This is a genomic window from Candidatus Allofournierella excrementavium (assembly GCF_048526665.1).
In the GTDB taxonomy this organism is placed as follows: Bacteria; Bacillota; Clostridia; order Oscillospirales; family Ruminococcaceae; genus Allofournierella_A; species Allofournierella_A excrementavium.
Genome location: NZ_DBGFPE010000004.1, coordinates 1 through 24,356 on the forward strand (window position 1 = coordinate 1; position 24,356 = coordinate 24,356).

Below are 24,356 nucleotides of genomic sequence, written 5' to 3' on the forward strand. Positions count from 1 at the left end.
GTGGGCTGCGGGCGCAACAAAGATGCGCCCGCTCTGCTTTGCAGACCGCCCAGCCGGTCCAAGGCCCCACCGGGGCCTTGGCCGCTTCGCGGACCCGGACTGCACAGCACCAGGAAGCGGGCGATTTTGATGGGAGCGCAAGGAAAAGCGCCGCAGGCACCCTTGGTGGTTGTCAAGGCGCTTTGACGCCGCGATACCGCAAAAGCGCCTGCTTCCCGGCGTCGTTTTCTTACGGCACCCCGGCTTAAAACGCCGGGGCGGCTTTTGGCTTTATATTCAGAACATGCGGTAGTCCAGTTCCCAGGGCAGGGGCAGGGTGCGGTCGATGTCCGCCTCGGTGAAGGCGCGGTTCTCGGCGGCGGCCTTCTTGCGGGCTTCGGCCTCGAACCACACATTGGCAAGGCCCAGCGCGCCCTCCCGGATCATGGCGTAGTCCACCTTGAAGCACTCGTCCACGAAGTCCAGCTTGCCCAGCTTCACCGCGGCTTCGGCGGCGATGAGGCGGGCGCTCTGGGTGCGGCGGTGGGCCGGCAGCGCCTGCCACAGGGCCCAGCCCTCGGCAAAGCGGCCCGCGCGCACAAGGCCCTCCAGCGCCAGCTCGGCAAAGCTCTCGTCCAGCTTGTCGCCCTCCAGCCGGTGGGCGGCCACGAACCAGTCCGCGGCGGTGGCCCAGTCGTTTCGGCGGGCGGCCAGCTTGCCCAGGGCGGCGGCGGCAAAGGCGCTGCCGCCGGCGGCCAGAGCCTCCAGCACCGGCACGGCCTCGGCCTCCCGGCCGTTCTCCACCAGCGCCACGGCCCACTGGAAGCGGGCGTCGGCGGTGGCGTCGGGGCGGTTCGCGGTGCGCTCCAGAATGCCCAGCCACTCGGGGGCGGTCATGTAGGCGGCGGGCAGGGCCGCGTCGGGCAGCATGCCGCCGCCCAGCACCTCCGCCCAGGGCCAGAGGGCGCTCTCCGGCGTGGGGGCAGGGAAGGCCAGATGGGGCGCGAAGTCCCCTTCGCCCGCGGCGGCGCGGCGCATCCGCTCCAGACCGCCCCGCTCGTCGCCGGCGAAGAGCAGGGCCCCGCCGGGCAGGGTGGCCGCCGCGGCGCAGGCGGCGTCGATGGCCGCCACCTCGGCGGCGGGCAGCAGGGCTTCCACCTTCCGGGCCACGCTGTTCTGGGCGTCGTGCCACTCGCCCGCCACCTCGGCAGCGGGGGCGGCGAAGGCGCCGAAGATCTGGGTGAAGGACACCACGGCCTTGGGGCCGATGACGGCGGTGTGCAGCTGGGTGGGGGCAAGGCCCGCCTGCACCTCGATGTAGTCGCCCTGGCCGGGTTTGGAGAGATAATCGCACCAGTGCCGCCCGCCCTGCAAATTGCCCCAGCAGAACATCTTGCGGGCGTAGAGGGGCTGGGTGCTGCGCTCAAAGAAGCCGCGCCCGTCCTCCTCGGCGGCTACCTCCCAGGGGGCCGGCTCGGTGCGCTCGTTCTGGAAGAAGTACTCGGTGGAGAAGGGGATGCGCCAGGGGTAGCTGGCATCCGCCCCGTGCATGGTGGGCGGGCAGGGCATCTCGCACCGGCCAAAGCCGGGGTTCACGCCGTATTCGGTCATCTGCAGCTGGTGCAGCACCTGGCCCGAAGCGCTGAACACGCGGGTGTGCTCGGTCAGGGGCACGGCGGTGTTGGTCCACCAGTAAAGGGGAGAGGCTTTGTCCAGCGTGTTCTCGATGCGCACGTGCACCGCCAGCTGCTTTGCGCCGTCGGGCAGGTGGAAGTCCAGCTGGTAGACCTGCCGCTGGATGGCCTCGTACTGGTACATCCGCAAAAATTCGCCGCCGTCCGGCTCCTTCACCTTGCAGCAGTAAAGGGGCGAGCAGGTGAACACATGGTGGCCGGTGTGGCCCAGGTTCCACTCCACGCCGCCGGAGAACCAGGCGTTGCGGATGGCCAGGTTCGCGATGCGCAGGGCGGGGTTTTCAAACAGCAGTTCCCGGCCTTCGTCCTTGTCAAACAGCGACCACAGCCGCCCGCCCATGGTGGGCAGAAGGGTGGCCTTCAGGTGCTCGTTTTCCAGCACCAGGGTGGGCAGGCTCACCGGCTCGTCGCTGCGGGTGTAACGGTCCTGCATGCGGTAGGGGAGGGTGCGCGCGCCGCACCCCACGCCGTAACCTTCCAGGTCCTCCGGGCGGAAGGTGCCGTTCTGCGGCACCTCGAGGTCCTGGACCGGCACGCGGAAGAAGGGCTGGGGGTCCTGGGGGCCGGGCAGCGCGCCCGGCAGGGTCAGCTGGCTGGCAGAAAGACGCATGATGCCGATGCTCCTTTTGTTGAAGAATTCGCTCCGAAATTTGCACCCGGGGGGTGCTTTGTGACCCCATTATACCCCCGCCCCGGCGGGGCGGACAAGGGGGAGACATTCGGCTTTTCGTTCGCCTTTTTTGTCCTATCGGCAGCGCCGCGCCGCCCTTTTTTGCCGGGTGGGTGTTGTGACCGAAGAGGATGTGTTATAATAGTGCAAAACAAACAAAAGCGCCTGCCCGCGCAGGCGAGACCAAGGGGGAGGACCCATGACTTCACAACTGCTTACCGTGGCCGCCGCCGCGCCCCGGGTGCACATCGCCGCCCCGGAAGCCAACGCCCGGGAGATGCTGGCCCTGGCGGTGGAAAACGCCGACGCTTCGGTCATTCTGTTCCCGGAGCTGGCCATCACCGGCTACACCTGCGCCGACCTCTTCGGTCAGACCCGCCTGCTGGAGGCTTCCCGCCGGTGGCTGAACTGGCTGGCGAAAGAGGCCTGGGACAAGGGCGTGAAAGGCCTTCTGGCCGTGGGCGCGCCGGTGCCCGCCGACAACCAGCTCTTCAACTGCCTGGTGCTGCTGCACGGCGGCGTGCCGGTGGCCGTGGTGCCCAAGAGCTGCCTGCCCAACTACGGCGAATTTTACGAAAAGCGGTGGTTCGCCCCCGCCTCGGCCCGCCTGTCCGACCATGTGCTCTGGCCGCTGGAAAACGGCGAGTGCATCCAGGTGCCCTTCGGCGAGGACCTGCTGGTGGCCGACCGCACCGGCGCGGTGGTGCTGGCCGCCGAGATCTGCGAGGACCTGTGGGCCCCGGTGCCCCCCAGCGGCTTCGCCTGCCTTGCCGGGGCGGACGTCATCCTGAACCCCTCCGCCAGCAACGAGACGGTGACCAAAAGCGACTACCGCCGCCAGCTGGTGAAGGGCCAGTCCGCCCGGTGCGACTGCGTCTATGTCTACGCCGGCGCGGGCGACACCGAGAGCACCACCGACCTTGTGTTCAGCGGCCACGGCATGATCTGCGAGAACGGCCGCCTGCTGGCCGAGCAGCTTTATCCCGCCCCCGGCAGCGTCATCCGGGCGGTGGTGGACGTGGAGCGGGTGCGCACCGACCGGCTGCGCCACGGCTCTTATATGGAGAGCATCCGCCCCGCGCCCTGGCGCACCGTGCGGCTGGCGGCGGACCTCATCGACCCGGCCGCCCAGGGCCGCCTGCTGGCCCAGCGGCCGGTGGAGCGGCTGCCCTTCGTGCCGGACGAGCCGGAAAAGCTGGACGGCCGCTGCGCGGAAATTGCCCGCATCCAGGCCACCGGCCTTGCCCGGCGGCTGGCCGCCAGCGGCGCGAAGCGGGCGGTCATCGGCCTGTCCGGCGGGCTGGACAGCACCCTCGCCTTCCTGGCGGCGCTGCAGGCCATGGAAAGCCTGGGCCGCCCCGCCGCCGACGTGCTGGCGGTGAGCATGCCCTGCGTGGGCACCACCCAGCGCACCTTCGGCAACGCCGCGGCGCTGGCGCAGCTCACCGGCGCGGAATACCGGGAGGTGCCCATCAAGAACGCTCTGGAGGGCCACCTCAAGGACATCGGCCACTCCGCCGACCTCTACGACACCACTTTCGAGAACGCCCAGGCCCGGGAGCGCACCCAGATTTTGATGGACCTGGCCAATCAGGAGGGGGGCATCGTGGTGGGCACCGGCGATCTGTCCGAGCTGGCCCTGGGCTGGTGCACCTACAACGGCGACCACATGAGCATGTACGGTGTGAACGCCTCCATCCCCAAAACGCTGGTCAAGGCCATGGTGGCCTGGCACGCCCGCCGCATGTGCGACGAGCACCCCCGCATCACCCGGGTGCTGCTGGACATCCTGGACACCCCCATCAGCCCGGAGCTGCTGCCGGTGGGGCAGGACGGCGCACTGGTGCAGAAGACCGAGGAGACCCTGGGCAAATACGACCTGCACGACTTCGCCCTCTACCACATGCTGCGGGGCGGCTATTCCCCCCAGCGCATCCTGGAGATGGCCTGCATCGCCTACCCCGAGGTGAGCCGCCAGACGGTGCGCGCCACCCTCAAGACCTTCTACCGCCGCTTCTTCACCCAGCAGTTCAAGCGCAGCTGCCTGCCGGACGGCCCCAAGGTGGGCTCGGTGAGCCTCTCGCCCCGGGGCGACTGGCGCATGCCCAGCGACGCCGAGGCCGCGGAATTCCTGGAGTTTGAGTGATGTATAGTTTTTGACAGAGTAAGGTAAAATTTCACATTTTCTATTGCGGTGTGCCCATCATTATGGTATGATTCCTCTAACATCTTCTCAGAGGGAGGAAGGAAATCATGAACAAGAACATTGTGCTCTGCGTCATCCTCAGCATCATAACTTGCGGCATTTACGGGCTGTACTGGCTGTACACCCTCAACGAGGCTGCGCGCACTGTCAACCCGGGCGAGTGGCAGTTGGACGGCGTGCTGGTGGTGGTGCTGACGGTGGTCACCTGCGGCGTCTTCGGCTACTACTGGAACTACAAGATGGGCAAGGCCTTCACGGCCATCGGCGCGCCTGACAACAGCGTGCTGTATCTGGTGCTGTCCATCATCGGCCTGAGCATCGTCAACTGGTGCATCATGCAGGATTCCATCAACCGCGCCTATCCCACCCAGCAGTAAACCGTGAAAAAAGGCCGTCCCCGGCGGGGGGCGGCCTTTTTTGCGCCTTTTCCTTGTATTCGGCGGAAAAAGCAAGTATAATGAACTGATGTAAAAAGACTGTTCGCCGGGCCTTTTGCCCGGCGCGGAAAAGAGGAACCAAAAATGGAGACCATGGGCAACCTGCGCCGCACCCGATATTGCGGCGAAGTGCGCCTGGCGGATGCCGGGCAGGAGATGGTGGTGGCCGGTTCGGTGGCCAAGTGCCGCGACAAGGGCGGCATCATCTTCGTGGACCTGCGGGACACCAGCGGCATTCTGCAGCTGGTGTTTGACGACGGCACCGACCGGGCCGTGTTCGAAAAGGCCGGCAGCCTGAAAAGCGAGTATGTGATCATCGCCAAAGGCACCCTGCGCGAGCGGGACGCCAAGACCGACAAGATCGCCACCGGCGATGTGGAGCTGTATGTCAGCGAGCTGCGGGTGCTCAGCGCCGCCGAGACCACGCCCTTCGAGATCCGGGACGAGGTGAAGGTGAAGGACGAGCTGCGCCTGAAATACCGCTATCTCGACCTGCGCCGCCCCTCCATGCACGAGCCGCTGGTGCTGCGCAGCAAGATCTGCCAGGTCACCCGCAACTTCCTGTGCGACAACCACTTCTGCGAGATCGAGACCCCGATGCTGATGAAGTCCACCCCCGAGGGCGCCCGCGACTATCTGGTGCCCAGCCGGGTGCAGCCGGGCCACTTCTACGCCCTGCCCCAGTCGCCTCAGATCTACAAGCAGATCCTGATGCTCTCCGGCTTTGACCGCTACTTCCAGATCGCCCGCTGCTTCCGCGACGAGGATCTGCGCGCCGACCGCCAGCCCGAGTTCACCCAGATCGACCTGGAGATGAGCTTCGTCTCTGAGGAAGACGTGATGGCCATCTGCGAGGGCCTTCTGAAGGAGCTGTGGAAAGAAGTGCTGGACATCGACCTGTCCGAGCACTTCGAGCGCCTTTCCTGGGACGAGGCCATGGCCCGCTTCGGCTCCGACAAGCCGGACACCCGCTTCGGCCTGGAGCTGCAGGACGTGACCGACGCGGTGCGCTCCACCGAGTTCGCCCCCTTCAAGAACGCCATCGCCGGCGGCGGCAGTGTGCGCCTCATCAACTGCAAGGGCCTGGCCCATCAGCTGACCCGCAAGACCATCGACAAGCTGGTGGACGTGGCCAAGACCTACGGCGTGAAGGGCCTTGCCTACACCCGCCTCACCGAGGAGGGCGAGACCTCCAGCTTTGAGAAGTTCCTCACCGAAGAGGAGAAGGCCGCCCTGCGCAAAGCCGCGGGCGCCGAGACCGGCGACGTGCTGCTGGTGGTGAGCGACGAGAACTCCACCCGCGCCTGCACGGCTCTGGGCCAGGTGCGTCTGGAGGTGGGCCGCCGCTGCGAGCTCATCGACCCCGCCAAGTTCAACTTCCTGTGGGTGGTGCGCTTCCCGCTGTTCGAGTACAGCGAGGAGGAGGGCCGCTTCATGGCCATGCACCATCCCTTCACCATGCCCACCGAGGACTCCATGGACAAGGTGGAGTCCGACCCCGGCGCCTGCTACGCCAACGCCTACGACGTGGTGCTCAACGGCGTGGAGCTGGGCGGCGGTTCCATCCGTATCAACGACCCCGAGCTGCAGGCCCGCATGTTCCGGGCCCTGGGCTTCACCGAGGAGCGCGCCCGTGAGAACTTCGGCTTCCTGATGGACGCCTACCGCTACGGTGCGCCTCCCCACGGCGGCTGGGCCATCGGCCTGGACCGTCTGGTGATGCTGATGCTGGGCCGCGACTCCATCCGCGACGTCATCGCCTTCCCCAAGGTGCAGAACGCCAGCGAGCTGATGAGCGGCGCGCCCGACACCGTGGACGAAAAGCAGCTGCGCGATCTGTGCATCGAGTGCACCGGCGCCGAAGAGTAAAGAACAAAAGGGAACGCCCCCGCGGCCTTTGGCCGCGGGGGCGTTTTTCTGTTTGTTCACACGAACGCGCAAGGGCTGCTTTTCTTACAGGCCGTTGCGGGCGTTGTAGGCAGCCGCCAGGGCGTTGGTGTTCTTGATGAGGATGTGCATGGCCACCCAGGGGCCGATGCCGCACAGCAGAATGCCAACCAGATACCACAGCAGCACGCTGGTGCCGTTCTCCTGGAAGGTGATGCCGTAACGGGGGGCGTTGGCCGCCAGACGGTTGCCCAGCTTGTACTCCCAGTACAGGCCGTAGAAGCCGCAGGTGACAAAGCTCAGCAGGATGAAGGCCAGCAGGCCGCCGGTCTTTTCGCCGTCCTCGCGGCACATGGTGTTCACATCACGGGCGATGGAGTAGATGAAGTAGTAGCTGTAGATGCCGCAGGTGATGATGCTCAGCAGGATGTAGGCGATGAGGCTGCGGTTGGTGGGGATGCGGGTGGCGGTGGGATAGCCGGCCGCCTGAGCCTGGGCCTGTGCCTGCTGGGCCGCCTGGGCCTGCTGCGCCTGATGGGCGTCGTAGGCGCTCTTGGCGGAAGCGGCGGCCGCGCCGGCCTGCTGCTGCACATCGCCCGCGCCCTTCTGCAGGGCGTCCATCAGGATGGCGAACTTGCCGGCGGGGTCTTCCATCAGATGCTCAAAGGAGGGGGCGGCTTTCATCAGATACAGGAAGCCCCACACACCGCCCAGGCAGACGGCCAGCCAGAAGACGAGGCGGACCAGACCCCACAGGGAGGGAACCACGTCGATGTAGTACCAGTGGCTGATGAGCAGCGAGATCTGCGTGACCACAAAGCTGAGGATGTAAGAACCCAGCACAAGGATGGCGCCGGCAGAAAGCCCGAAGACCAGAGCGTCGGTGTTCTCTTTCGTGCGGCGGAAGGCCAGCAGCAAAAGAACGAGCGCCATGACGAGATAGCCCGCAAAGGCGATCAGCGTCGCGGGGATGTACAGAACGGAAACAACGGACTGATAGAAGATGAGCATCTTCAGATCGAAGATCAAGGAGAAGAGCTCGGGGATCTGCTTCAGCGCGTTGACGCCGGTCACAACAGCGCACACAGTGGCAAAGATCTTCAGCAGCAGGTCATAGCTCACGCCGCCGCTTGCGTTTGCCGCCCCGGCAGGCTGGGCCGGGGTGGGGGGAACGGGCGGCGGACCGCCGGCAGGGCCGCCGGTGGTGGGGCCGGGAACAGGCTCGGGCAGGGGCATGGGCGCGGGCTCATCCGCTTTGGGCGCGGGCTCAGCCACCGGGTCGGGCAGAGGCATGGGGGCAGGCTCCGGCACCGGGTCGGGCAGGGGCATGGGTTCCGGCTCCTGCGCCTTGGGGGCGGGGGCGGCCTCCGGCACCGGCAGGTCAAACACCAGTTCCGGGGCGGGCGGGGCTTCGGGAGCCGGGCCCGGCTCCACCACCAGCTCCGGCTGGGCAGCGGGCTCCCCCGCCTGGGGAACAGGTTCGATCACCGTCTCGCCTGCGGGCTCCGCAGCAGCCTGAGACGCGCCGCAATAGATGCAGAAATTGCTGTTTTCGGGGATCTCTTTTCCGCATTGCTTGCAAAACATGGTCATTCCTCACTTTCTAAACGGCAAAAGCCGCAGGATACGATTCAAAAGCCCCGTTTCGGGGGCAAACACCACCACAGTGTCCTCCGGGTCCGCCAGCCGCAGGATATACACCGCCACAAAGGCAATGCCTGCCGCCCAGGCTAGAACGGTGACAAGGCGGCGGGGCAGGCTCTTGCGCAGAAAAAACACCAGCACTGCCGGCGGCACCATCCAGAACAGGGGGTGGTAGAAAAAGGCCTCGGCCCAGTCGCCGGCCAGCGCCGCCAGCCAGGCGCGGGTCATGCCGCACCCGGCGCAGGAAACGCCGGTGACGGCTTTGATGGGGCAGCCGAAGCCCGCAAAGTGCAGCGCCGCGTAAAGCGCCGCCACGGCGGCCAGGGCGGCCAAGTCCTGTTTTTTCATGCCGCCGTCCCGGTCAGTTCTTCAGCGCCTGCATGGGGGCGGGGATGCGGCCGCCCCGGTCGATGAACACCTTGGGGCTGTATTTGCTGATGGGCATGATGGGCGCATAGCCCAGAAGGCCGCCGAAGTCCAGCTCTTCGCCGGCGCTGCGCCCGATGGCGGGGATGACCCGCACGGCGGTGGTCTTGCTGTTCACCATGCCGATGGCCGCCTCGTCGGCGATGAGGGCGCTGATGACCTCAGCGGGGGTGTCGCCGGGGATGACCACCATGTCGATGCCCACGCTGCAAACGGCGGTCATGGCTTCCAGCTTCTCCATGCACAGGCTGCCCCGGCGCACGGCCTGGATCATGCCGTCATCCTCGCTCACGGGGATGAAAGCGCCCGAAAGGCCGCCCACATGGTTGGAGGCCATCACGCCGCCCTTCTTCACCGCGTCGTTCAGAAGGGCGAGGGCGGCGGTGGTGCCGCACTGGCCGCAGCTCTCCAGGCCCATCTCTTCCAGAATGTTGGCCACGCTGTCGCCGATGGCGGGGGTGGGGGCAAGGCTCAGGTCCACGATGCCGAAGGGCACGCCCAGCTCCTTGGCGGCCAGATTGCCCACCAGCTGGCCCATGCGGGTGATCTTGAAGGCGGTGCGCTTGATGAGCTCCGCCACCTGGTCCAGAGGCGCGTCCTTGGGCAGCTTTGCCAGCGCCGCGCGCACCGCGCCCGGGCCGGAAACGCCCACGTGCACCACGCAGTCCGGCTCGCCCACGCCGTGGAAGGCGCCCGCCATGAAGGGGTTGTCCTCCGGCGCGTTGCAGAACACCACCAGCTTGGCCGCGCCCATGCACTGGTTTTCGGCGGTGGCCTCGGCGGCCTTGCGCACCACCTGGCCCATCATCTTCACCGCGTCCATGTTGAGGCCGGTCTTGGTGGAGCCGATGTTCACGCTGCTGCAAACGATGTCGGTCTCGGCCAGCGCCCGGGGAATGGCCTCGATGAGCCGCTCGTCCCCGGCGGAAAAGCCCTTGTGCACCAGCGCGCCGAAGCCGCCGATGAAGTTCACGCCCACCGCCTTGGCCGCCTTGTCCAGGGCCTTGGCGTAGTCCACCGGGTCGGCGTCCGGGGCCGAGGCCAGCAGCATGGCGATGGGGGTCACGCTGATGCGCTTGTTGATGATGGGGATGCCGTAGTCGCTGCTGATCTTTTCCGCCACCGGCACCAGCCGCGCGGCGCGGGTGGTGATCTTGTTATAGATCTTCTCGCAGGCGCGCTTGGGGTCGGGGTCGGCACAGTCCAGCAGGCTGATGCCCATGGTCACGGTGCGCACGTCCAGGTTCTCGCCGGAGATCATGTTGATGGTCTCCATGATGTCGCGGGTGTTGATCATGCTCATTGAAACCGCCTCCCGCTCAAATGTGGTGCATCGCGTCGAACACTTCTTCGCGGGTGAGGTGCAGCTCCATGTTCATGGCGGCGGCCACCTTGCCCAGCGCGGCGCGCACGGTCTCCATGGGCGCGGTGCACTTTTCCAGATTCACCAGCATGATCATGCAAAACATCTCCTGCATGATGCTCTGGGTCACGTCCTCGATGTTGATGTTCAGTTCGGCGCAGACCTGGCTGACCCGGGCCACAACGCCCACGGTGTCCCGGCCTACCACGGTGATAACAGCTCTCATAATGCTTTTCCTCGCTTTCCACCCCGGGCGTGAAAAAAACGCGCCGCACAGGTTAGGCTCATTATATCAGATTTTGCACTCTTTTTGTTTACTTTGCGCATGATTTTTTTTATAATTAAGAACAAACCGCAATCACATCAAGGAACCGAGGTAGTGAATATGGAACGCTTGCTGCAACTGCTGGAAGAAAACGCCCGCCTGTCGGTGGAGGACCTGGCTGCCATGCTCTCCTCCACGCCGGAAGAGGTGGCCGCAAAGATGGACGAATACACCAAGACTGGCGTCATCCGCGGCTACAAGGCCCTGGTGGACTGGGAAAAGCTGAACGCCGACCGGGTCAAGGCGGTCATCGAGCTGCGGGTGCGTCCCAAGAAGAGCCACGGCTTTGACGAGATCGCCTCCGCCATCGCCTGCTTCGACGAGGTGCAGAGCGTGCTGCTGATGAGCGGCGGCTACGACCTGCAGCTCATCCTCACCGGCCACAGCTTCCAGGAGATCGCCCTCTTCGTGGCCAAGCGCCTGGCCCCCATGGACGACGTGCTGTCCACCGCCACCCACTTCGTGCTGCGCACCTATAAAAAGGACGGCGTGCTCTACGCGGACGAGGAAACCGACGAGAGGGAGTGGGCCACGCTGTGATGAACTATGACAAGGTGATCGCGCCTGCCGCGGCGGCCATGCGCCCCAGCGGCATCCGCAAATTTTTCGACCTGGCCGCCGAGATGGAGGGCTGCATCAGCCTGGGCGTGGGCGAGCCGGACTTCAAGACCCCCTGGCGCATCCGGGACGCGGGCATCCGCAGCCTGGAAAAGGGGCGCACCAGCTACACCGCCAACGCCGGCCTGAAAGAGCTTCGCTATGAGATTGCCGCCTACATGAAGCGGCGCTTCGGCCTGGAATACGCCGACCCCCTGCACGAGATATTGGTCACCGTGGGCGGCAGCGAGGCCATCGACATGGCCATCCGCAGTCTGGTGGCCCCGGGCGACGAGGTCATCATCCCCGAGCCCTGCTTTGTGTGCTACCAGCCCATCACCACCCTCACCGGCGGCGTGCCGGTGCCGGTGCCCCTGAAGGCGGAGAACGAGTTCCGCCTCACCGCCGAGGAGCTGAAGGCCGCCATCACCCCCAAGACCAAACTGCTGGTGCTGCCCTTCCCCTGCAACCCCACCGGCGCGGTGATGGAAAAGGAGCATCTGGAGGCCATTGCCCAGGTGCTGCGGGGCACCGACATCATGGTGCTGTCGGATGAGATCTACGCCGAGCTGAACTACGGCACCGAGCGCCACGTGAGCATCGCCAGCCTGCCGGGCATGGCCGAGCGCACCATCGTGGTGAACGGCTTCTCCAAGGCCTTTGCCATGACCGGCTGGCGCCTGGGCTACGCCTGCGGCCCCGCCCCGGTGATGAAAATTATGACCAAGCTGCACCAGAACTGCATCATGTGCGCGCCCACCACCAGCCAGTACGCCGCGGTGGTGGCCATGCGGGAGTGCGACGACGAAATTGAGCGCATGCGCCGGGAATACGACGTGCGCCGCCGGCTTCTGGTCAAGCGCTTCAACGACATGGGCATGGACTGCTTCGAGCCCAAGGGCGCGTTCTATGTGTTCCCCAGCATCCAGCGCACCGGCCTTTCCAGCGCCGACTTCTGCGAAAAGCTGCTCTACAGCCAGAAGGTGGCTGTGGTGCCCGGCACCGCCTTCGGCGATTCCGGCGAGGGCTATGTGCGGGTGAGCTACGCCTATTCGGTGGCCCACCTCACCGAGGCCCTGGGCCGCATCGAGCGCTTCTTGGAGGAACTGGGCGTCCATGGATGAACGGGTGTTCTTTGCCGCCGCGCCAAGCTATTCCCAAAGCGCGGTGGACGACGCGGTGGAAGGGCTCTTTCGGCAGCTGCCCGCTGCCGTCCTGCTGGCCCCGGGCAAAAAGGTGCTGCTGAAACCCAACCTCCTCTCCGGCACCGCCCCCGAAAAGGCGGTGACCACCCACCCGGCGGTGGTGAAGGCGGTCATCCGCGCCGCAAAGCGCCGGGGCGTGGCCGCGGCCGACATCACCGTGGCCGATTCCCCCGGCGGGCCCCACGCCTCCGGCCTTGTGAAAGCCGCCTGGAAGTCCAGCGGCATCGCCGCCGTCTGCGCCGAGGAGGGCGTGCAGCTTTACACCGGCACCGCCAGCGGCGAGGCCCCCAAAGCCGAGGGCGCAAAGCGCCGCTTCACCCTGCTGGAGCCGGTGCTGGCGGCGGACGTTATCATCGACCTGCCCAAGTGCAAGACCCACATGATGACCGGCCTGTCGGCGGCCACCAAGAACCTCTTCGGCTGCATCCCCGGCCTGCAGAAGGCCGAGTGGCACATGCGCTGCCCCAAAAAAGAGGACTTCGGCGATATGCTCATCGATTTGCTGCTCACCGTGAAGCCCTCCTTCGCGGTGCTGGACGGCGTGGTGGGCCACGAGGGCAACGGGCCCAGCGGCGGCAGCCCCCGGCCCCTGGGCTTTCTGGCGGCGGCGGAGGATATGCTGTCCATGGACCTGGCCCTCTGCCGGATGCTGGGCCTTGCGCCGGAAAGCGTGCCCTACCTTGCCGCGGCGGGGCGGCGCGGGCTCTGCCCCGCGGCCTTCGACCCGGCCCTGGCGGCGGGGGAGACGGCGCTGTTCGCCCCGGTGGAAAACTTCCGCCTGCCGGATTCCTGGCGCAAGATGAACTTTTCCGACTCCGCCCCCCGGGCGGTGCGCTGGGCGGTGCCCGCGGTGGAAAAGTGGGTCGCCCCCCGGCCGAAGATCGCCCCGGCGCGCTGCATCGGCTGCGGCCGCTGCGCCGAGATCTGCCCCCAGCACACCATCGAGCTGAAAAACAAAAAGGCTCACATCAAGCCCAAAGACTGCATCCGCTGCTTTTGCTGCCACGAGGTCTGCCCGGTGCAGGCCATCGACACAAAGCGGTTTTTCCTCTTTAAAAAACTGTGAGGTGAACGCGCCATGAAACAGGTCACCGTGCTGGCCCCGGCCAAACTCAACCTGACCCTGGACGTGGTGGGCCTTTTGCCCGGCGGCTACCATGCGCTGGACATGATCATGCAGGCCATCACCCTCCATGAGCGGGTCACCCTGCGCAAAAGCCGGGACCTGCATCTGCGGCTGCCGGGCAGCCGGGTGCCCCCAAACGAAAAAAACACCGCATACAAGGCGGCCCTGGCCTTCTTCCACTACACCGGCCTGCTGGCCGGGGTGGAGATGGAGGTGCGCAAGGTCACCCCGGTGCGGGCGGGCATGGCGGGCGGCAGCGCCGACGCCGCCGCCGTGCTGGTGGGCCTCAACGCCCTCTACGACGCGCGCCTTTCCATGAGCGAACTGTGCGCCATCGGGGCCTCCCTCGGGGCGGACGTGCCCTTCGCCCTCTTGGGCGGCACCTGCCGGGTGCAGGGCAAAGGGGACCTTCTGCGCCCCCTGCCCCCCTGCCCGGACTGCCGCTTCGTGGTGGCCATGCCCAGCGTGGGGGTGAGCACCCCCGCCGCCTTCGCCGCCTACGATGAGGTGGGCAGCAGCGTCCACCCGGACGGCGAGGCCGCCGAGGCCGCCGTGCGTGCCGGGGACCTCGCCGCCCTCTGCGCCGCCATGGGCAACGCCCTGGAGGAGTGCAGCGGCGCGAAGGAAACGCCCCACATCAAGGAGCTGCTGCGCCAAAACGGCGCGAAGCAGGCGCTGATGACCGGCAGCGGCGCGGCGGTGTTCGGGGTGTTCGACGACCCCGAGCGGGCCGAGGCAGCCCGGGCCGCCCTGGCAAAGGAGTACCGCCAGGTGTATCTGGCCGCCCCCGACAAGGGCGGCGCGAGGGTGCTGCCCGCGCCCAAGCGCCGCGGCTGAATAAACCGCAAAAAACACGTCTATACTTTTGGCAGATGTTACCAAAAGGAAGGACGTGTTTTTTTGTTTGCTCATTTTCATGTTCGCCTCAGCCGCCGGGCGGTGCTGGAATTCAGCGCGGGGCTGGGCCTTCTCCTGGCCGTGGTACTTACCTGCTGGATGTCCAGCTTCTGCGCCCTGGCCGACGAGGTGCGGGCGAACACCCTGCGCCTGCACGTGCAGGCAAACTCCGACTCCGAGGCCGACCAGGCCCTCAAACTCACCGTGCGGGACGCAGTGCTGGAAGAGGCCGCTGCCCTCTTTGCCGGCGCAAAGGACGAGGCGGATGCCCGCCGCATCGCCGAGGAGTCGCTGCCCCGGCTGCAGGCCTGCGTGGAGCGCACTTTGAAAGAGGAGGGCAGCAGCCTCTCCGCCCGGGTCTACCTCACCGAGATGTACTTCGACACCACCTGTTACGAGGATTTCACCCTGCCCGCCGGGGTCTACGACGCGCTGCGGGTGGAGCTGGGGGCCCACGCGGGCAGGAACTGGTTCTGCGTGCTCTATCCCGGCCTGTGCCTGCCCGCCGCCGGCGAGGCGGCGGTGTATCCCACCGAGGCCCAGCAGGATCTGGTGGAAGCGCCCAGGGTGGAGGTGCGCTTTGCCGCCCTGGAATGGCTGGAGCACCTCACCGGCGAAGCGGGGGACTGAGCGCGGCGCACCCTTCCCGGCCCCCCGGCATACAATGGGGGCAAGGAGGGATGCGATTTATGGCAACCATTGAACAGGCCGGCACCACCGCGATGCCGCCTTATTTCGGCACAGTTTTGAGAAACGGCTCTTCCGGGCCGGATTGCGCCCAGGTGCAGACCTGGCTGAACGGGGTGCACACCCGCTGGCCCCAGGTGCCGTCGGTGACGGTGGACGGCCAGTACGGCAGCAACACCGCGAACGCGGTGAAGGCGTTCCAGACCGTGGCGGGCCTCACCGCCGACGGGCAGGTGGGTTCCTCCACCTGGAACGCCCTCTACGCCGCCTTCGCGGACATCCGCGGCGCGGGGGAGGTGTTCTGCGGCATCACCGCCCGCTCGGGCGATAGGGGCGCGGTGGTCAAGAGCATGCAGCAGAAGCTCATCCGCATCCGCCAGGTCTACACCGCCATCGCTTCCATCAGCGCGGACGGGGCCTTCGGCAGCGCCAGCGCCGGGGCGGTGAAGCAGTTCCAGCGTCAGTTTGCCCTGAGCATCGACGGCTCCTTCGGCCGCAACACCTTCGCCGCCCTGGCCAAGGTCTACGGCCAGGTGCTGGCGGGCGCGCCCACCCCGGTGCTGCCCCGCTACCCCGGCCTCTTGCAGCAGGGCAGCACCGGCGATTCGGTGCGCTGCGTCCAGAGCTATCTGTCCGCGCTGGGCGGCACCGTGCCCAAGGTGACCATCGACGGCCAGTTCGGCAGCGCCACCACCGCGTCGGTGCGCTCCTTCCAGCGGCTGGCCCGCCTCACCGAGGACGGCAAGGTCGGCCCCGCCACCTGGAGCGCCCTGGTGATGGCCTTCAACGGCACCCTGCGCGCCTGAACAGCAAACGCCCCGCCGGTCGAATGACCGGCGGGGCGTTTGTCGTTAAAAATCCCATCCGTCGAAGGCTTCGCCCTGCTCTTCTTCGCCGCAGTTGCAGAAGGCTTCGTCCCGGCTGTTTTCCAGAGGGCCGAAGCGCAGGGCCTCGTCCAGCGCCGCCTCGTATTGGCGGGCAAGGGCCTGCTCGGTGCTGCTGCCGGCGAGTTTTGCCTCCTCCAGCAGCTGCGCCAGTTCCGCCGCTTCGCCCCGCTCCACCAGCTCTTCCGTCAGCGGGCCGGGCTCCGCTTTTTCCAGCCCGTACTCCGCGGCCAGGGCGGCCAGTCGCTCTTCCAGCGCCGTTTGGGGCCGCTCCTTTTCATAGAGCTGCACGTTGGAGCTGTTCTTGCCGGCAGGGCGCACGCCGGGCAGCTTGCCGCCCCGCACAAAATGATTGAAGGTGCGCCCGAGGGAGAGCTTCAGCCCCCGGTCCAGGTCGTTCCACTCGGCGTCGTCGAACAGGCCCATCACCGTGAAGGGCTGCCCTTCCGGCTGGGCCGCCGCCCGCTGTTTCAGCGTTTCAAAGTGTTCCTCAAACACCTGGTCGCACAGCCGAAACTGCTTGACGCACTGGGCCAGCGGCAGCCCGTGTTCTTTGGCCAGTTTTTCTGCCAGTTTGAGCTCCGCCTGCGTGAGCGTCACCGAAATGGTCACCGTCTTTGCCATCAAAAGCCCCCTTTTTTTGGCATTCCTGATTTTCATGAAAAATAATACCATGGATCTTCAGAAAATGCAAGATAAAAATCCAAAATAAAAAGGTCCCGCCGGTTTTTGCCGGCGGGACCCCTTGCTGTTGCGGTTTATTCCTTCGGCCCAAGGCCCAGGGCGTCCATCTCGGTGCGCATGCCCTCGATGCACAGGCCGATCACGTCGGCCAGGTCCATGCCCAGCATGTCGCAGCCCTGCTGGATGACCGCCCGGTCGATCTTGGCGGCGAAGCGCTTGTCCTTGAACTTTTTCTTCACGCTGGAAACTTCCAGGTCGGAGATGCCGCCCGGACGCATGCGGGCGGTGGCGCCCACCAGGCCGGTGAGTTCGTCCACGGTGAACAGGCTCTTTTCCATGTCGGTCTCCGGCTTCACGTCGGTGCAGAACTCCCACCCGTGGGACAAAATGGCGCGGATGCTCTCCTCGTCCACGCCGGCTTCGCGCAGGGGCTCGGCGGTGTGGTGCAGGTGCTCCTCGGGGAACTGCTCGTAGTCATAGTCGTGCAGGTAGCCCACCGCTTTCCAATACTCCTCGTCCGCGCCGAAGTGGCGGGCCATGGCGCCCATGGCGGCGCTCACGCCGATGGCGTGTTCAAAGAGATGGTCCTCGGTGGTGGTGGTCGCCAGCAGCTGGCGGGCGGTCTCCATGGTAAGTCCGGGCATGATGATGACCTCTTTTCCGGTGATTTTTCCTCATTATAACGCACCGGGCGGGGAATTGCCAGAGGCGGCGGGCAAAAAAATCCCCGCCCGTCAAGTGGACAAACCGCCCCCTCCTGCGTATGATAAATTTAGGAGACTTTTTTTCGCAGGGAGGGACGTTTATGCTGCAACTGGTCCTGGGGCCGTCGGGCAGCGGCAAGTCAAGTTATCTGCTGGGGCGCATCAAGGCGCGGGCCGAGGCCGGCCAGCGCAGCCTGCTGCTGGTGCCGGAACAGTTCACTTCCAGCACTGAGAACCGCATCTACACCCTTTTGGGGGACGAATATTCCGGCTGGGTGGAGAGCCACAGCTTCACCAGCCTTTCGGAAAAACTGCTGAACACCTACGGCGGCGCGGCGGTGCGCACCCTCACCGACGCGGGCCGCGCGGTGCTGGTGCGCCGCGCGCTGGAGGCCATGGGCGACACCGTGCACTATTACAGCCGCCACCGGCGCAGCACCGCCTTCTGCGAAAAGTGCGCCGAGACCCTGAACGAGCTGAAAAGCGCCGGCATCAGCGCCCCCCAGCTGGAGCAGCTGGCGGCGGGCGCGGGCGCTTCCGGCGAAAAGCTGCGGGAGCTGGCGGGGGTCTACGCCGCCTATCAGGCCCTTCTGGAGGGTTCGGCCATGGACCCCACCGACCGGGTGGCGGCCGCCGCCGAGCGCCTCGCGCCGGGATTTTTCGAGGGGGTGGAGGTGTTCATCGACGAGTTCGACACCTTCAACGCTCCCAAGCGCAAAATGCTGGAGGCCATGCTCGGGTGCGCCCAGTCCATCACGGTGGCCCTGTGCGCCGACGGGCTGGAGGACCGGGAAGGGGGCCTGGGCCTGTTCAGCGGGGCCAAAAAGATGGCCGGGGCCCTGCGGGAGATGGCCCGCAAAAACGGCGTGGCGGTGGCTTCGCCGGTGATCTTGACCGAGGACAAACGCCACAAAAACGCCCCGGACCTTGCCCGGCTGGCGGCGCTGCTGGCGGGGGACATGCCCGCGCCCGGCCCCGCCGACCCCGGCCAGCTCACCCTGCTGCGGGCGGAGGACCGCCAGACCGAGGCCAAGCTGGCCGCCGCCGCGGCGGCAAAGCTGGCCCGGGCGGGGGTGCCCTACGGCAGGATGGCGGTCATCTGCCGGGACGCATCCCAGTATCTGGCCGCCGTGCGCTATGAGTTCCGGCTGGCGGGCGTGCCCCTCTTCTTCGACGAGCCCGCCAGCGCCGAGCACGCCGCGCCCCTGCGGCTGGTGAAGGCGCTTTTGAGCATCGTGCGCCGGGGCGTTTCCACCGAGACGGTGCTGGCGGTGGCCAAGACCGGCCTGACGAGCCTCTCGGAGGCCGAGCTCTGCGCGCTGGAAAACTACGCTTATACCTGGCAGCTGTCCGCCGCCCAGTGGCAGCAGCCCTTCACCCTCTCGCCCGCGGGCTTCGGGGGCGAGATGCGCCCCGCCGACGCCGAGCAGCTGGCGCTGGCGGAGGCCGCCCGGGCAAAACTCGCCCCGGTGCTGGCGAACTTCGCGGCCTCGGCGCGCAAAAAGCCCGCCGCCGCGCTGTGCGAAACGCTGTTCCGCACCATGCTGGCCCTGGGCGCGGAGGACAAGCTCACCGCCTCTGCCGAGGCGCTGAAGCAGAAGGAGGGCATCCCCGCCGCCGAGGAGGCGGTGCGGGTGTGGGACCTGGCGGCGGACCTGCTGGACCAGATGGCCCTGCTGCTGGGGGACGAGACCCTGCCCGCCGCCGAGTACGGCGAGCTGTTCGACCTGCTGGCCCGCACCACCGACCTGGGGCACATCCCCCAGAGCCTGGACGCGGTGATCTTCACCACCGCCGGGCGCATGCGGCTGGACGAACCGGACTACTGCTTCGTGCTGGGCCTCGCGGAAGGGGAGTTCCCCGCCGCCCCCGGCGAGCGGGGCCTTCTGACCCACGCCGAGCGGGACGCCCTCATCCGCCAGGGCGTGGAGATGCCCGACTGCTTTGAAAACCGCATGGTGCGCGAGCAGGTGTGCTTCTACAAAGCCCTCACCGCCGCCGCCCGGGGCGTGTGGATGAGCTGGGCCGCGGGCCCGGCCTCCCTGCCCATGACCAGCGCCCTGGCCGAGGCAAAGGAGTGCCTGGAACCCGCCGCCCCCGCGCTGGAGACGGCGGACCTGGCCGCCACCCCCGCCGCCGCCCTGGACCTGCTGGGCCAGACCTGGAACGCCGCCAGCCCCGCCACCGCCGCCCTCTACGAGGCGGTGGAGGCAAGCGAAGAGGGCAAAGCCGCCCTGGCCCCGGTGCGCCGGGCCGCCCTGGCCGAGCCCTTCCAGGTGCGGGACACCGCCGCCATGCACCGGCTGCTGGGGGGCAGCATGCGCCTTTCTCCCAGCCGGATGGAGCGCTATTACTCCTGCCCCTTCGCCTATTTTCTGGAATACGTGCTGGGCGCGCGGCCCCGCAGGCAGGCGGCCCTCACCGCCGACCAGACCGGCACCCTGGTGCACTACATCCTGGAGCAGGCCCTGAAACGGGCCGGCGCGGGCTTCGTGGACCTCTCGGAGACGGAGCTGGCGGACCTTGCCGCCGCCGTCACCCGGGAGTACGTGGCCGCCAACATGCCCGGCGCAGGGGCCCGCTTTGAATACCTCATCCAGCGGCTGCAAAAAAGCGCCTCGGCCCTGCTGGCCTTCATCCAGGCCGAGCAGCGCCAGGGCTCCTTCCGCCCGGTGGCTTTTGAGCTGGGCATTGGCGACGGGCCGGACCAGGTGCCGCCGGTGGTGCTCACCACCAAGACCGGCGAGACGGTGCGCATGATCGGCAAGATCGACCGGGTGGACGCCTGCCGCGAGGGCAGCAGGACCTGGCTGCGGGTGGTGGACTACAAGACCGGCAGCAAGGAGTTCCTGCTGGAGGACGTGCGCCGGGGCCAGGGCTGCCAGATGCTGGTGTATCTGTTCACGCTGGTGCGCAATGCCGGCGGCGCCTTCCAGGACCCCGCCCCGGCGGGGGTGCTCTACCTGATGGCCGACCCGGCCCCCGCCCGCGCCGACCGGAACACCGCCGCCGGGGGCCTCGACTACAAGGTGGAGGGCGTGGTGGTGAACGAGCCGCAGGTGCTCTCCGCCATGGACAGCGCCGCCACCGGCCTGTATGTGCCGGTGCGCTTTGACAAGGCGGGCAACCCCCGCCTGGGCGAGGCTCTCACCTCGGTGGAGGAGCTGGCGAAGCTGGAGGGCGAACTGGACCGCCTGATGGTGCAGATGGCCGAGGAGCTCTACGCCGGCCACATCGCCGCCGAGCCGCTGGCCGCCGGCCGCAAAAAAGAGACCCACTGCCGCTGGTGCGATTATCGGAACGTCTGCCGCCGGCAGGAATGAAAGGGGGAAGGGAACATGCAGTTCACAAAGGACCAGCGGGCCGCCATCGACCACGAGGGCTCGGCCCTGCTGGTGAGCGCCGCCGCGGGCAGCGGCAAGACCGCCGTGCTGGTGGAGCGGGCCGCCCGCCTGCTGGTGCGGGACAAGGACCCCGTGCCCGCCGACAAGCTGCTCATCGTCACCTTCACCCGGGCGGCGGCGGCAAGCCTGCGGGCAAAGCTGGCCGCCCGGCTGGCGGAGGAACAGCTCAAACACCCCGGCTCGGCCTGGCTGCGCCGCCAGCGCATGCTGCTGCAGCGGGCCAGCATCGGCACCATCGACTCCTTCTGTCTGCAGCTGGTGCAGACCCACTTCGGCAAGCTGGACATCCCGCCGGATTTTTCCACCGCCGACGGGCCCCAGCTGGCCCGCCTGCGGGCCGAGGCCCTGGCCGCCGCGCTGGAAAACGCCTACACCGACCCGGACTTCTGCGCCTTTGCCGACCTGTACGGCAAGGGCCGCAGCGACAAGCAGGCCGCCCGGGTGCTGGAACAGCTCTATGACTTTCTTTCCAGCATGCCCTTCCCGGACGCCAGCCTGGACAAGCTGGCCGCCGACTGGGCGGCCGGCCTGCCGCTGGACGCCACCGAGTGGGGCAAGGCCCTGCGGGCCGAGGGGGCGCGGGGGGCGAAGTGCGCCCTTGCGCTGGCGCTGGAAAATCTGGCCGAGGCCCAGGCGGACGGGGAGCTGGGCAACTACCTGCCCGCGCTGCAAAGCGACGTGGCCGCCGCCCAGGCGGTGGAGGCCGCCGTGGCGTCCGCCCCCTGGAACGACATCCTCGACACCTTCCGCACCCTCAGCTACCAGCCTCTCAAGGCGGTGCGGGGCTACAAGGGCTGCCACATGGAGCGCATCAAGGCCCGGCGGGACGTGCTGAAAAAGACCCTCGCCCGCCTGCAGGACACGGTGTTCGTCTGCACCGGGGAGGAGTTCGCCGCCGACCGGGCGGCCGCCGCGCCGCTGGTGGCCGCGCTGGTGAAGGCCGAGCGGGACTTCATCGCCCGCTTCTGGCAGGCAAAATGCGAGGAAAAGCTGCTGGAATTCAGCGACGTGGAGCATCTGGCCCTGCGTCTGCTGCAAACGCCGGAAGGCGCGCGCACCGAACTGGCGGACCAGCTGTGGCGGGAGTACGCGGCGGTGATGGTGGACGAATACCAGGACACCAACGCCCTGCAGGACGCGCTTTACGCCGCCCTGGCCGCCCCCGGCGGCGAGGACCTCTTCTTCGTGGGCGATCTGAAACAAAGCATCTACCGCTTCCGTCAGGCGGACCCGGAGGTCTTCCGGGACAAGCTGGCCCGCTACGCCCCCCACGGCGGCACGGGCCCCCAGAAGGTCTTTCTGGACGCGAACTTCCGCAGCGCGCCGGGGGTCATCGACGGGGTCAACGCCATCTTCGAAGCGGTGATGAGCGACGAGGTGGGCGGCGTGGACTACGGCCCCGGCGAAAAGCTGGTGCCGGGCCTCGGCGGCCTTGCGGCCTACGGCGGCTACGCCGGCGGGTGCGAGGTGCACGTTGTGGAAGGGGACGGCGGCCCCGCCGCCGAGGCGGCCTTCATCGCCCGGCGCATCCGGGAGCTGGCGGACCCCGCCTCCAATTTCACCGTGCGGGACGGCCGGGGCGGGGAGCGGCCCGCCGCCTATGAGGACTTCTGCATCCTCACCCGCAGCCGCTCCAACTTCGACGTTTATGCCGACGCGCTGGAAGCCGAGGGCATCCCGGTCTACGTGGACCGGGCCGAGAACCTGCTGGACGCGCCGGAGGTGCGGGTGCTGGCCAGCCTTGTCCGCGTGCTGGATAACCCTTCCCAGGACGTGCATCTGGCGGCGGTGATGCTGGGCCTTGGCGGCTTTGAGCCGGACGACCTGGTGCGGCTGCGCACGGCGCAGCCCGCCGGCAGCTTCTACGGCGCGGTGAGCGCCGCCGGGGGCAAAGCCGCCGCCTTCATGGACTGGCTGCGCACCTTGCGGCGGCTGGCCCAGACCCTGCCGGTGGACCGGCTGATGGAAGAAATTTTCCTGCGCACCGGCTGCCTTGCCGCCGCCGGCGCGATGGAGGAAGGCCAGACGCGGCGGCAGAACCTGCGCCGCTTCGCCGCCTTTGCCGCCGACTGCGGCAAAAACGGCCTTGCGGGCGTGGTGCGCGCCATGGACGCGGCCCTGGCCGGGGGCGGCGTGCCCGGCCCCGAACAGGGCCAGAGCCGCCCGGGGTGCGTGTCCATCATGACGGTGCACCGCTCCAAGGGGCTGGAGTTCCCGGTGGTCGTCGCCGCCGGGCTGGACCGGCCCTTCAACCGGGAGGACCTCATCGCCCCGGTGGTGCTGCATCCCCGGCTGGGGCTGGGGCTCACCCTGCGGGCAGGGACGGGCGGCACCTACACCACCGCCCCCCTGCGGGCGGTGCAGGCCGCCCAGACGGCGGACGCCGTCAGCGAGGAGATGCGGGTGTTCTATGTGGCCGCCACCCGCGCCAAGGACAAGCTGCTGCTCACCATGAGCCTGAAAAATCCCCTGGGCACGCTGGAACGGCTGGCGGCCCAGCTCACCGCCGCGGGCCGGTGCCAGCCCTATCTTTTGCAGCACTGCGCCAGCCGGGCGGACTGGGTGCTGCTGGCCCTGCTCACCCATCCTTCCGCCGGATGCCTGCGGGGGCTGGTGAACGCGCCGGTGCCGATGCATCCCCGCCCCATGGCCGGCACCCTCACCGTGGACTTTCAGCAGCCGGCGGACGCGCAGCCCGCCCCCGCCGCTGCCGCGGGCCTGCCCGCCGCCGCCCCGGACGCCGGCCTTGCCGCGGCCCTGGCCGCCCGCCTTGGCTGGAACAGCCCCCGGGCGGCGCTGCAAACGGTGCCCGCCAAGGTCAGCGTCACAGCGCTGGCCCACACCGGCGAGGAACTCATCCCCGCCCGGCCGGCCTTCATGTACAAAGAGGGCCTCACCGGGGCGGAGCAGGGCAGCGCCCTCCACGCCTTTTTGCAGCACGCCGACCTTTCCGCCGCGGCCAAAGACCCCGAAGGGGAGGGCCGCCGCCAGCTGGAGGCAAAGCTGCTCACCGCCGAGCAGCACCACAGCCTGCCCTGGAAGGCCCTGCGCGCCTTTTTCGAAAGCGACGCCTTTGCCCGCGTGCAGGCCGCCCAGCGCGTCCTGCGTGAGTACGCCTTCATCACCTCCATCCCCGCCGAAAAGCTCTCGCCCGAAGCGGCGGGCGCCGGCGCGCGGGTGCTGGTGCAGGGCGTGGCGGACGTGGTGCTGGAATTCGGCGACCGGCTGGAGATCCTGGACTACAAGACCGACCGGGGCAAAAGCGGGGAAGAACTCACCAAAGCCTACGCCGCCCAGCTGCGGATGTACGCGGAGGCGGTGGCGCGGCGGCTGGCAAAGCCGGTGAAAAAGCTCACGCTCTACAGTTTTGCCCTTGGCCGGGAAATAGACGTGCCTTTCGAGTGATTTTTTTCAAAAACCGCTTGACACCGCTCCCCGGGCGTGGTAAGCTATTCGAGTAAAGAAAGCAGCTGACGGTTTGCCGCCGCGCTCACCTTGGGGCCCCACGGGCCCGGGTCAAGATGCTCTGCCGCGCTT

Annotated in this window: 18 protein-coding genes; 11 read left to right on the top strand and 7 right to left on the bottom strand. The window is 67.6% G+C overall.

The window, feature by feature from the left end:
- Positions 1 to 276: 276 nt before the first annotated feature.
- Positions 277 to 2,283, bottom strand: a complete 2,007-nt coding sequence (locus tag ACMI1Q_RS00475; RefSeq protein ID WP_419502423.1) for a DUF5107 domain-containing protein — start codon at positions 2,281 to 2,283, stop codon at positions 277 to 279.
- A gap of 259 nt (positions 2,284 to 2,542) precedes the next feature.
- Here ACMI1Q_RS00475 and ACMI1Q_RS00480 point away from each other — a divergent pair, with 259 nt between their 5' ends.
- The 3 genes from ACMI1Q_RS00480 (at position 2,543) to aspS (ending at position 6,855) form a co-directional block, all read left to right on the top strand.
- Positions 2,543 to 4,489 (top strand): NAD(+) synthase, encoded by a 1,947-nt coding sequence (locus ACMI1Q_RS00480; RefSeq protein WP_419502424.1) that lies wholly within the window; start codon positions 2,543 to 2,545, stop codon positions 4,487 to 4,489.
- A 107-nt stretch (positions 4,490 to 4,596) separates the two neighbouring features.
- On the top strand, positions 4,597 to 4,926 hold the full coding sequence (locus ACMI1Q_RS00485; RefSeq protein WP_419502425.1) for a DUF4234 domain-containing protein: 330 nt from the start codon (positions 4,597 to 4,599) through the stop codon (positions 4,924 to 4,926).
- Between the two features lie 144 nt (positions 4,927 to 5,070).
- Positions 5,071 to 6,855 (top strand): aspartate--tRNA ligase, encoded by a 1,785-nt coding sequence (aspS, locus tag ACMI1Q_RS00490; RefSeq protein ID WP_419502426.1) that lies wholly within the window; start codon positions 5,071 to 5,073, stop codon positions 6,853 to 6,855.
- A gap of 84 nt (positions 6,856 to 6,939) precedes the next feature.
- Here aspS and ACMI1Q_RS00495 read toward each other — a convergent pair whose 3' ends face one another.
- Genes ACMI1Q_RS00495 through ACMI1Q_RS00510 form a run of 4 tightly spaced genes read right to left on the bottom strand, consistent with a single transcriptional unit; the run spans position 6,940 to position 10,532 of the window.
- Entirely contained in the window at positions 6,940 to 8,466 is a 1,527-nt protein-coding gene (locus ACMI1Q_RS00495; RefSeq protein ID WP_419502427.1) for a DUF4234 domain-containing protein, read from the bottom strand.
- 3 nt (positions 8,467 to 8,469) lie between these two features.
- Positions 8,470 to 8,865, bottom strand: a complete 396-nt coding sequence (locus tag ACMI1Q_RS00500; protein ID WP_419502428.1) for a DUF2752 domain-containing protein — start codon at positions 8,863 to 8,865, stop codon at positions 8,470 to 8,472.
- A gap of 13 nt (positions 8,866 to 8,878) precedes the next feature.
- A complete protein-coding gene (locus ACMI1Q_RS00505; protein ID WP_419502474.1) occupies positions 8,879 to 10,240 on the bottom strand; it encodes a PFL family protein in 1,362 nt (453 codons plus the stop codon).
- 22 nt (positions 10,241 to 10,262) lie between these two features.
- Positions 10,263 to 10,532, bottom strand: coding sequence for an ACT domain-containing protein (locus tag ACMI1Q_RS00510; RefSeq protein WP_394964873.1), 270 nt, complete (start codon positions 10,530 to 10,532; stop codon positions 10,263 to 10,265).
- A gap of 159 nt (positions 10,533 to 10,691) precedes the next feature.
- Between ACMI1Q_RS00510 and ACMI1Q_RS00515 the strand changes: the two genes are divergently transcribed.
- The 6 genes from ACMI1Q_RS00515 to ACMI1Q_RS00540 all read left to right on the top strand — a co-directional run bounded on the left by ACMI1Q_RS00515 (position 10,692) and on the right by ACMI1Q_RS00540 (position 15,949).
- On the top strand, positions 10,692 to 11,171 hold the full coding sequence (locus tag ACMI1Q_RS00515; protein ID WP_177521195.1) for an Lrp/AsnC family transcriptional regulator: 480 nt from the start codon (positions 10,692 to 10,694) through the stop codon (positions 11,169 to 11,171).
- Positions 11,171 to 12,352, top strand: a complete 1,182-nt coding sequence (locus ACMI1Q_RS00520) for an aminotransferase class I/II-fold pyridoxal phosphate-dependent enzyme (protein ID WP_419502475.1) — start codon at positions 11,171 to 11,173, stop codon at positions 12,350 to 12,352. Before ACMI1Q_RS00515 ends, ACMI1Q_RS00520 begins: the two co-directional genes overlap by 1 nt.
- On the top strand, positions 12,345 to 13,499 hold the full coding sequence (locus tag ACMI1Q_RS00525) for a DUF362 domain-containing protein (RefSeq protein ID WP_419502429.1): 1,155 nt from the start codon (positions 12,345 to 12,347) through the stop codon (positions 13,497 to 13,499). The genes ACMI1Q_RS00520 and ACMI1Q_RS00525 overlap by 8 nt, the downstream gene beginning before the upstream one ends.
- A 12-nt stretch (positions 13,500 to 13,511) precedes the next feature.
- Entirely contained in the window at positions 13,512 to 14,396 is an 885-nt protein-coding gene (gene ispE / locus ACMI1Q_RS00530) for a 4-(cytidine 5'-diphospho)-2-C-methyl-D-erythritol kinase (RefSeq protein ID WP_419502430.1), read from the top strand.
- A gap of 102 nt (positions 14,397 to 14,498) precedes the next feature.
- Positions 14,499 to 15,086 carry a stage II sporulation protein R gene (locus tag ACMI1Q_RS00535; protein WP_419502431.1) on the top strand — a complete coding sequence of 196 codons (588 nt, stop codon included), beginning with the start codon at positions 14,499 to 14,501 and terminating at the stop codon, positions 15,084 to 15,086.
- Positions 15,087 to 15,145: 59 nt separating this feature from the next.
- Complete coding sequence (locus tag ACMI1Q_RS00540; protein WP_419502432.1) at positions 15,146 to 15,949, top strand: peptidoglycan-binding domain-containing protein; 804 nt, start codon at positions 15,146 to 15,148, stop codon at positions 15,947 to 15,949.
- A gap of 45 nt (positions 15,950 to 15,994) precedes the next feature.
- Here ACMI1Q_RS00540 and ACMI1Q_RS00545 read toward each other — a convergent pair whose 3' ends face one another.
- On the bottom strand, positions 15,995 to 16,651 hold the full coding sequence (locus tag ACMI1Q_RS00545; RefSeq protein ID WP_419502433.1) for a DUF1413 domain-containing protein: 657 nt from the start codon (positions 16,649 to 16,651) through the stop codon (positions 15,995 to 15,997).
- Between the two features lie 134 nt (positions 16,652 to 16,785).
- On the bottom strand, positions 16,786 to 17,355 hold the full coding sequence (locus ACMI1Q_RS00550; RefSeq protein ID WP_177522732.1) for an HDIG domain-containing metalloprotein: 570 nt from the start codon (positions 17,353 to 17,355) through the stop codon (positions 16,786 to 16,788).
- A 161-nt stretch (positions 17,356 to 17,516) separates the two neighbouring features.
- Here ACMI1Q_RS00550 and ACMI1Q_RS00555 point away from each other — a divergent pair, with 161 nt between their 5' ends.
- Together ACMI1Q_RS00555 and ACMI1Q_RS00560 are read left to right on the top strand one after the other, a co-directional pair.
- Positions 17,517 to 20,738: a PD-(D/E)XK nuclease family protein gene (locus tag ACMI1Q_RS00555; protein WP_419502434.1), complete on the top strand. Its 3,222-nt coding sequence runs from the start codon at positions 17,517 to 17,519 to the stop codon at positions 20,736 to 20,738.
- A gap of 15 nt (positions 20,739 to 20,753) precedes the next feature.
- Positions 20,754 to 24,224: a UvrD-helicase domain-containing protein gene (locus tag ACMI1Q_RS00560; RefSeq protein WP_419502435.1), complete on the top strand. Its 3,471-nt coding sequence runs from the start codon at positions 20,754 to 20,756 to the stop codon at positions 24,222 to 24,224.
- Positions 24,225 to 24,356: the final 132 nt, after the last annotated feature.

What these genes read in the sequence shown, in the direction of transcription:
- ispE (WP_419502430.1), top strand. Translation starts at nt 13,512, where the DNA reads ATGAAACAGGTCACCGTGCTGGCCCCGGCCAAACTCAACCTGACCCTG.
- ACMI1Q_RS00480 (WP_419502424.1), top strand. Translation starts at nt 2,543, where the DNA reads ATGACTTCACAACTGCTTACCGTGGCCGCCGCCGCGCCCCGGGTGCAC.
- ACMI1Q_RS00525 (WP_419502429.1), top strand. Translation starts at nt 12,345, where the DNA reads ATGGATGAACGGGTGTTCTTTGCCGCCGCGCCAAGCTATTCCCAAAGC.
- ACMI1Q_RS00500 (WP_419502428.1), bottom strand. Translation starts at nt 8,865, where the DNA reads ATGAAAAAACAGGACTTGGCCGCCCTGGCCGCCGTGGCGGCGCTTTAC.
- ACMI1Q_RS00495 (WP_419502427.1), bottom strand. Translation starts at nt 8,466, where the DNA reads ATGACCATGTTTTGCAAGCAATGCGGAAAAGAGATCCCCGAAAACAGC.
- ACMI1Q_RS00505 (WP_419502474.1), bottom strand. Translation starts at nt 10,240, where the DNA reads ATGATCAACACCCGCGACATCATGGAGACCATCAACATGATCTCCGGC.
- ACMI1Q_RS00475 (WP_419502423.1), bottom strand. Translation starts at nt 2,283, where the DNA reads ATGCGTCTTTCTGCCAGCCAGCTGACCCTGCCGGGCGCGCTGCCCGGC.
- ACMI1Q_RS00510 (WP_394964873.1), bottom strand. Translation starts at nt 10,532, where the DNA reads ATGAGAGCTGTTATCACCGTGGTAGGCCGGGACACCGTGGGCGTTGTG.
- ACMI1Q_RS00515 (WP_177521195.1), top strand. Translation starts at nt 10,692, where the DNA reads ATGGAACGCTTGCTGCAACTGCTGGAAGAAAACGCCCGCCTGTCGGTG.
- ACMI1Q_RS00540 (WP_419502432.1), top strand. Translation starts at nt 15,146, where the DNA reads ATGGCAACCATTGAACAGGCCGGCACCACCGCGATGCCGCCTTATTTC.
- ACMI1Q_RS00485 (WP_419502425.1), top strand. Translation starts at nt 4,597, where the DNA reads ATGAACAAGAACATTGTGCTCTGCGTCATCCTCAGCATCATAACTTGC.
- aspS (WP_419502426.1), top strand. Translation starts at nt 5,071, where the DNA reads ATGGAGACCATGGGCAACCTGCGCCGCACCCGATATTGCGGCGAAGTG.
- ACMI1Q_RS00520 (WP_419502475.1), top strand. Translation starts at nt 11,171, where the DNA reads ATGAACTATGACAAGGTGATCGCGCCTGCCGCGGCGGCCATGCGCCCC.
- ACMI1Q_RS00560 (WP_419502435.1), top strand. Translation starts at nt 20,754, where the DNA reads ATGCAGTTCACAAAGGACCAGCGGGCCGCCATCGACCACGAGGGCTCG.
- ACMI1Q_RS00545 (WP_419502433.1), bottom strand. Translation starts at nt 16,651, where the DNA reads ATGGCAAAGACGGTGACCATTTCGGTGACGCTCACGCAGGCGGAGCTC.
- ACMI1Q_RS00555 (WP_419502434.1), top strand. Translation starts at nt 17,517, where the DNA reads ATGCTGCAACTGGTCCTGGGGCCGTCGGGCAGCGGCAAGTCAAGTTAT.
- ACMI1Q_RS00550 (WP_177522732.1), bottom strand. Translation starts at nt 17,355, where the DNA reads ATGCCCGGACTTACCATGGAGACCGCCCGCCAGCTGCTGGCGACCACC.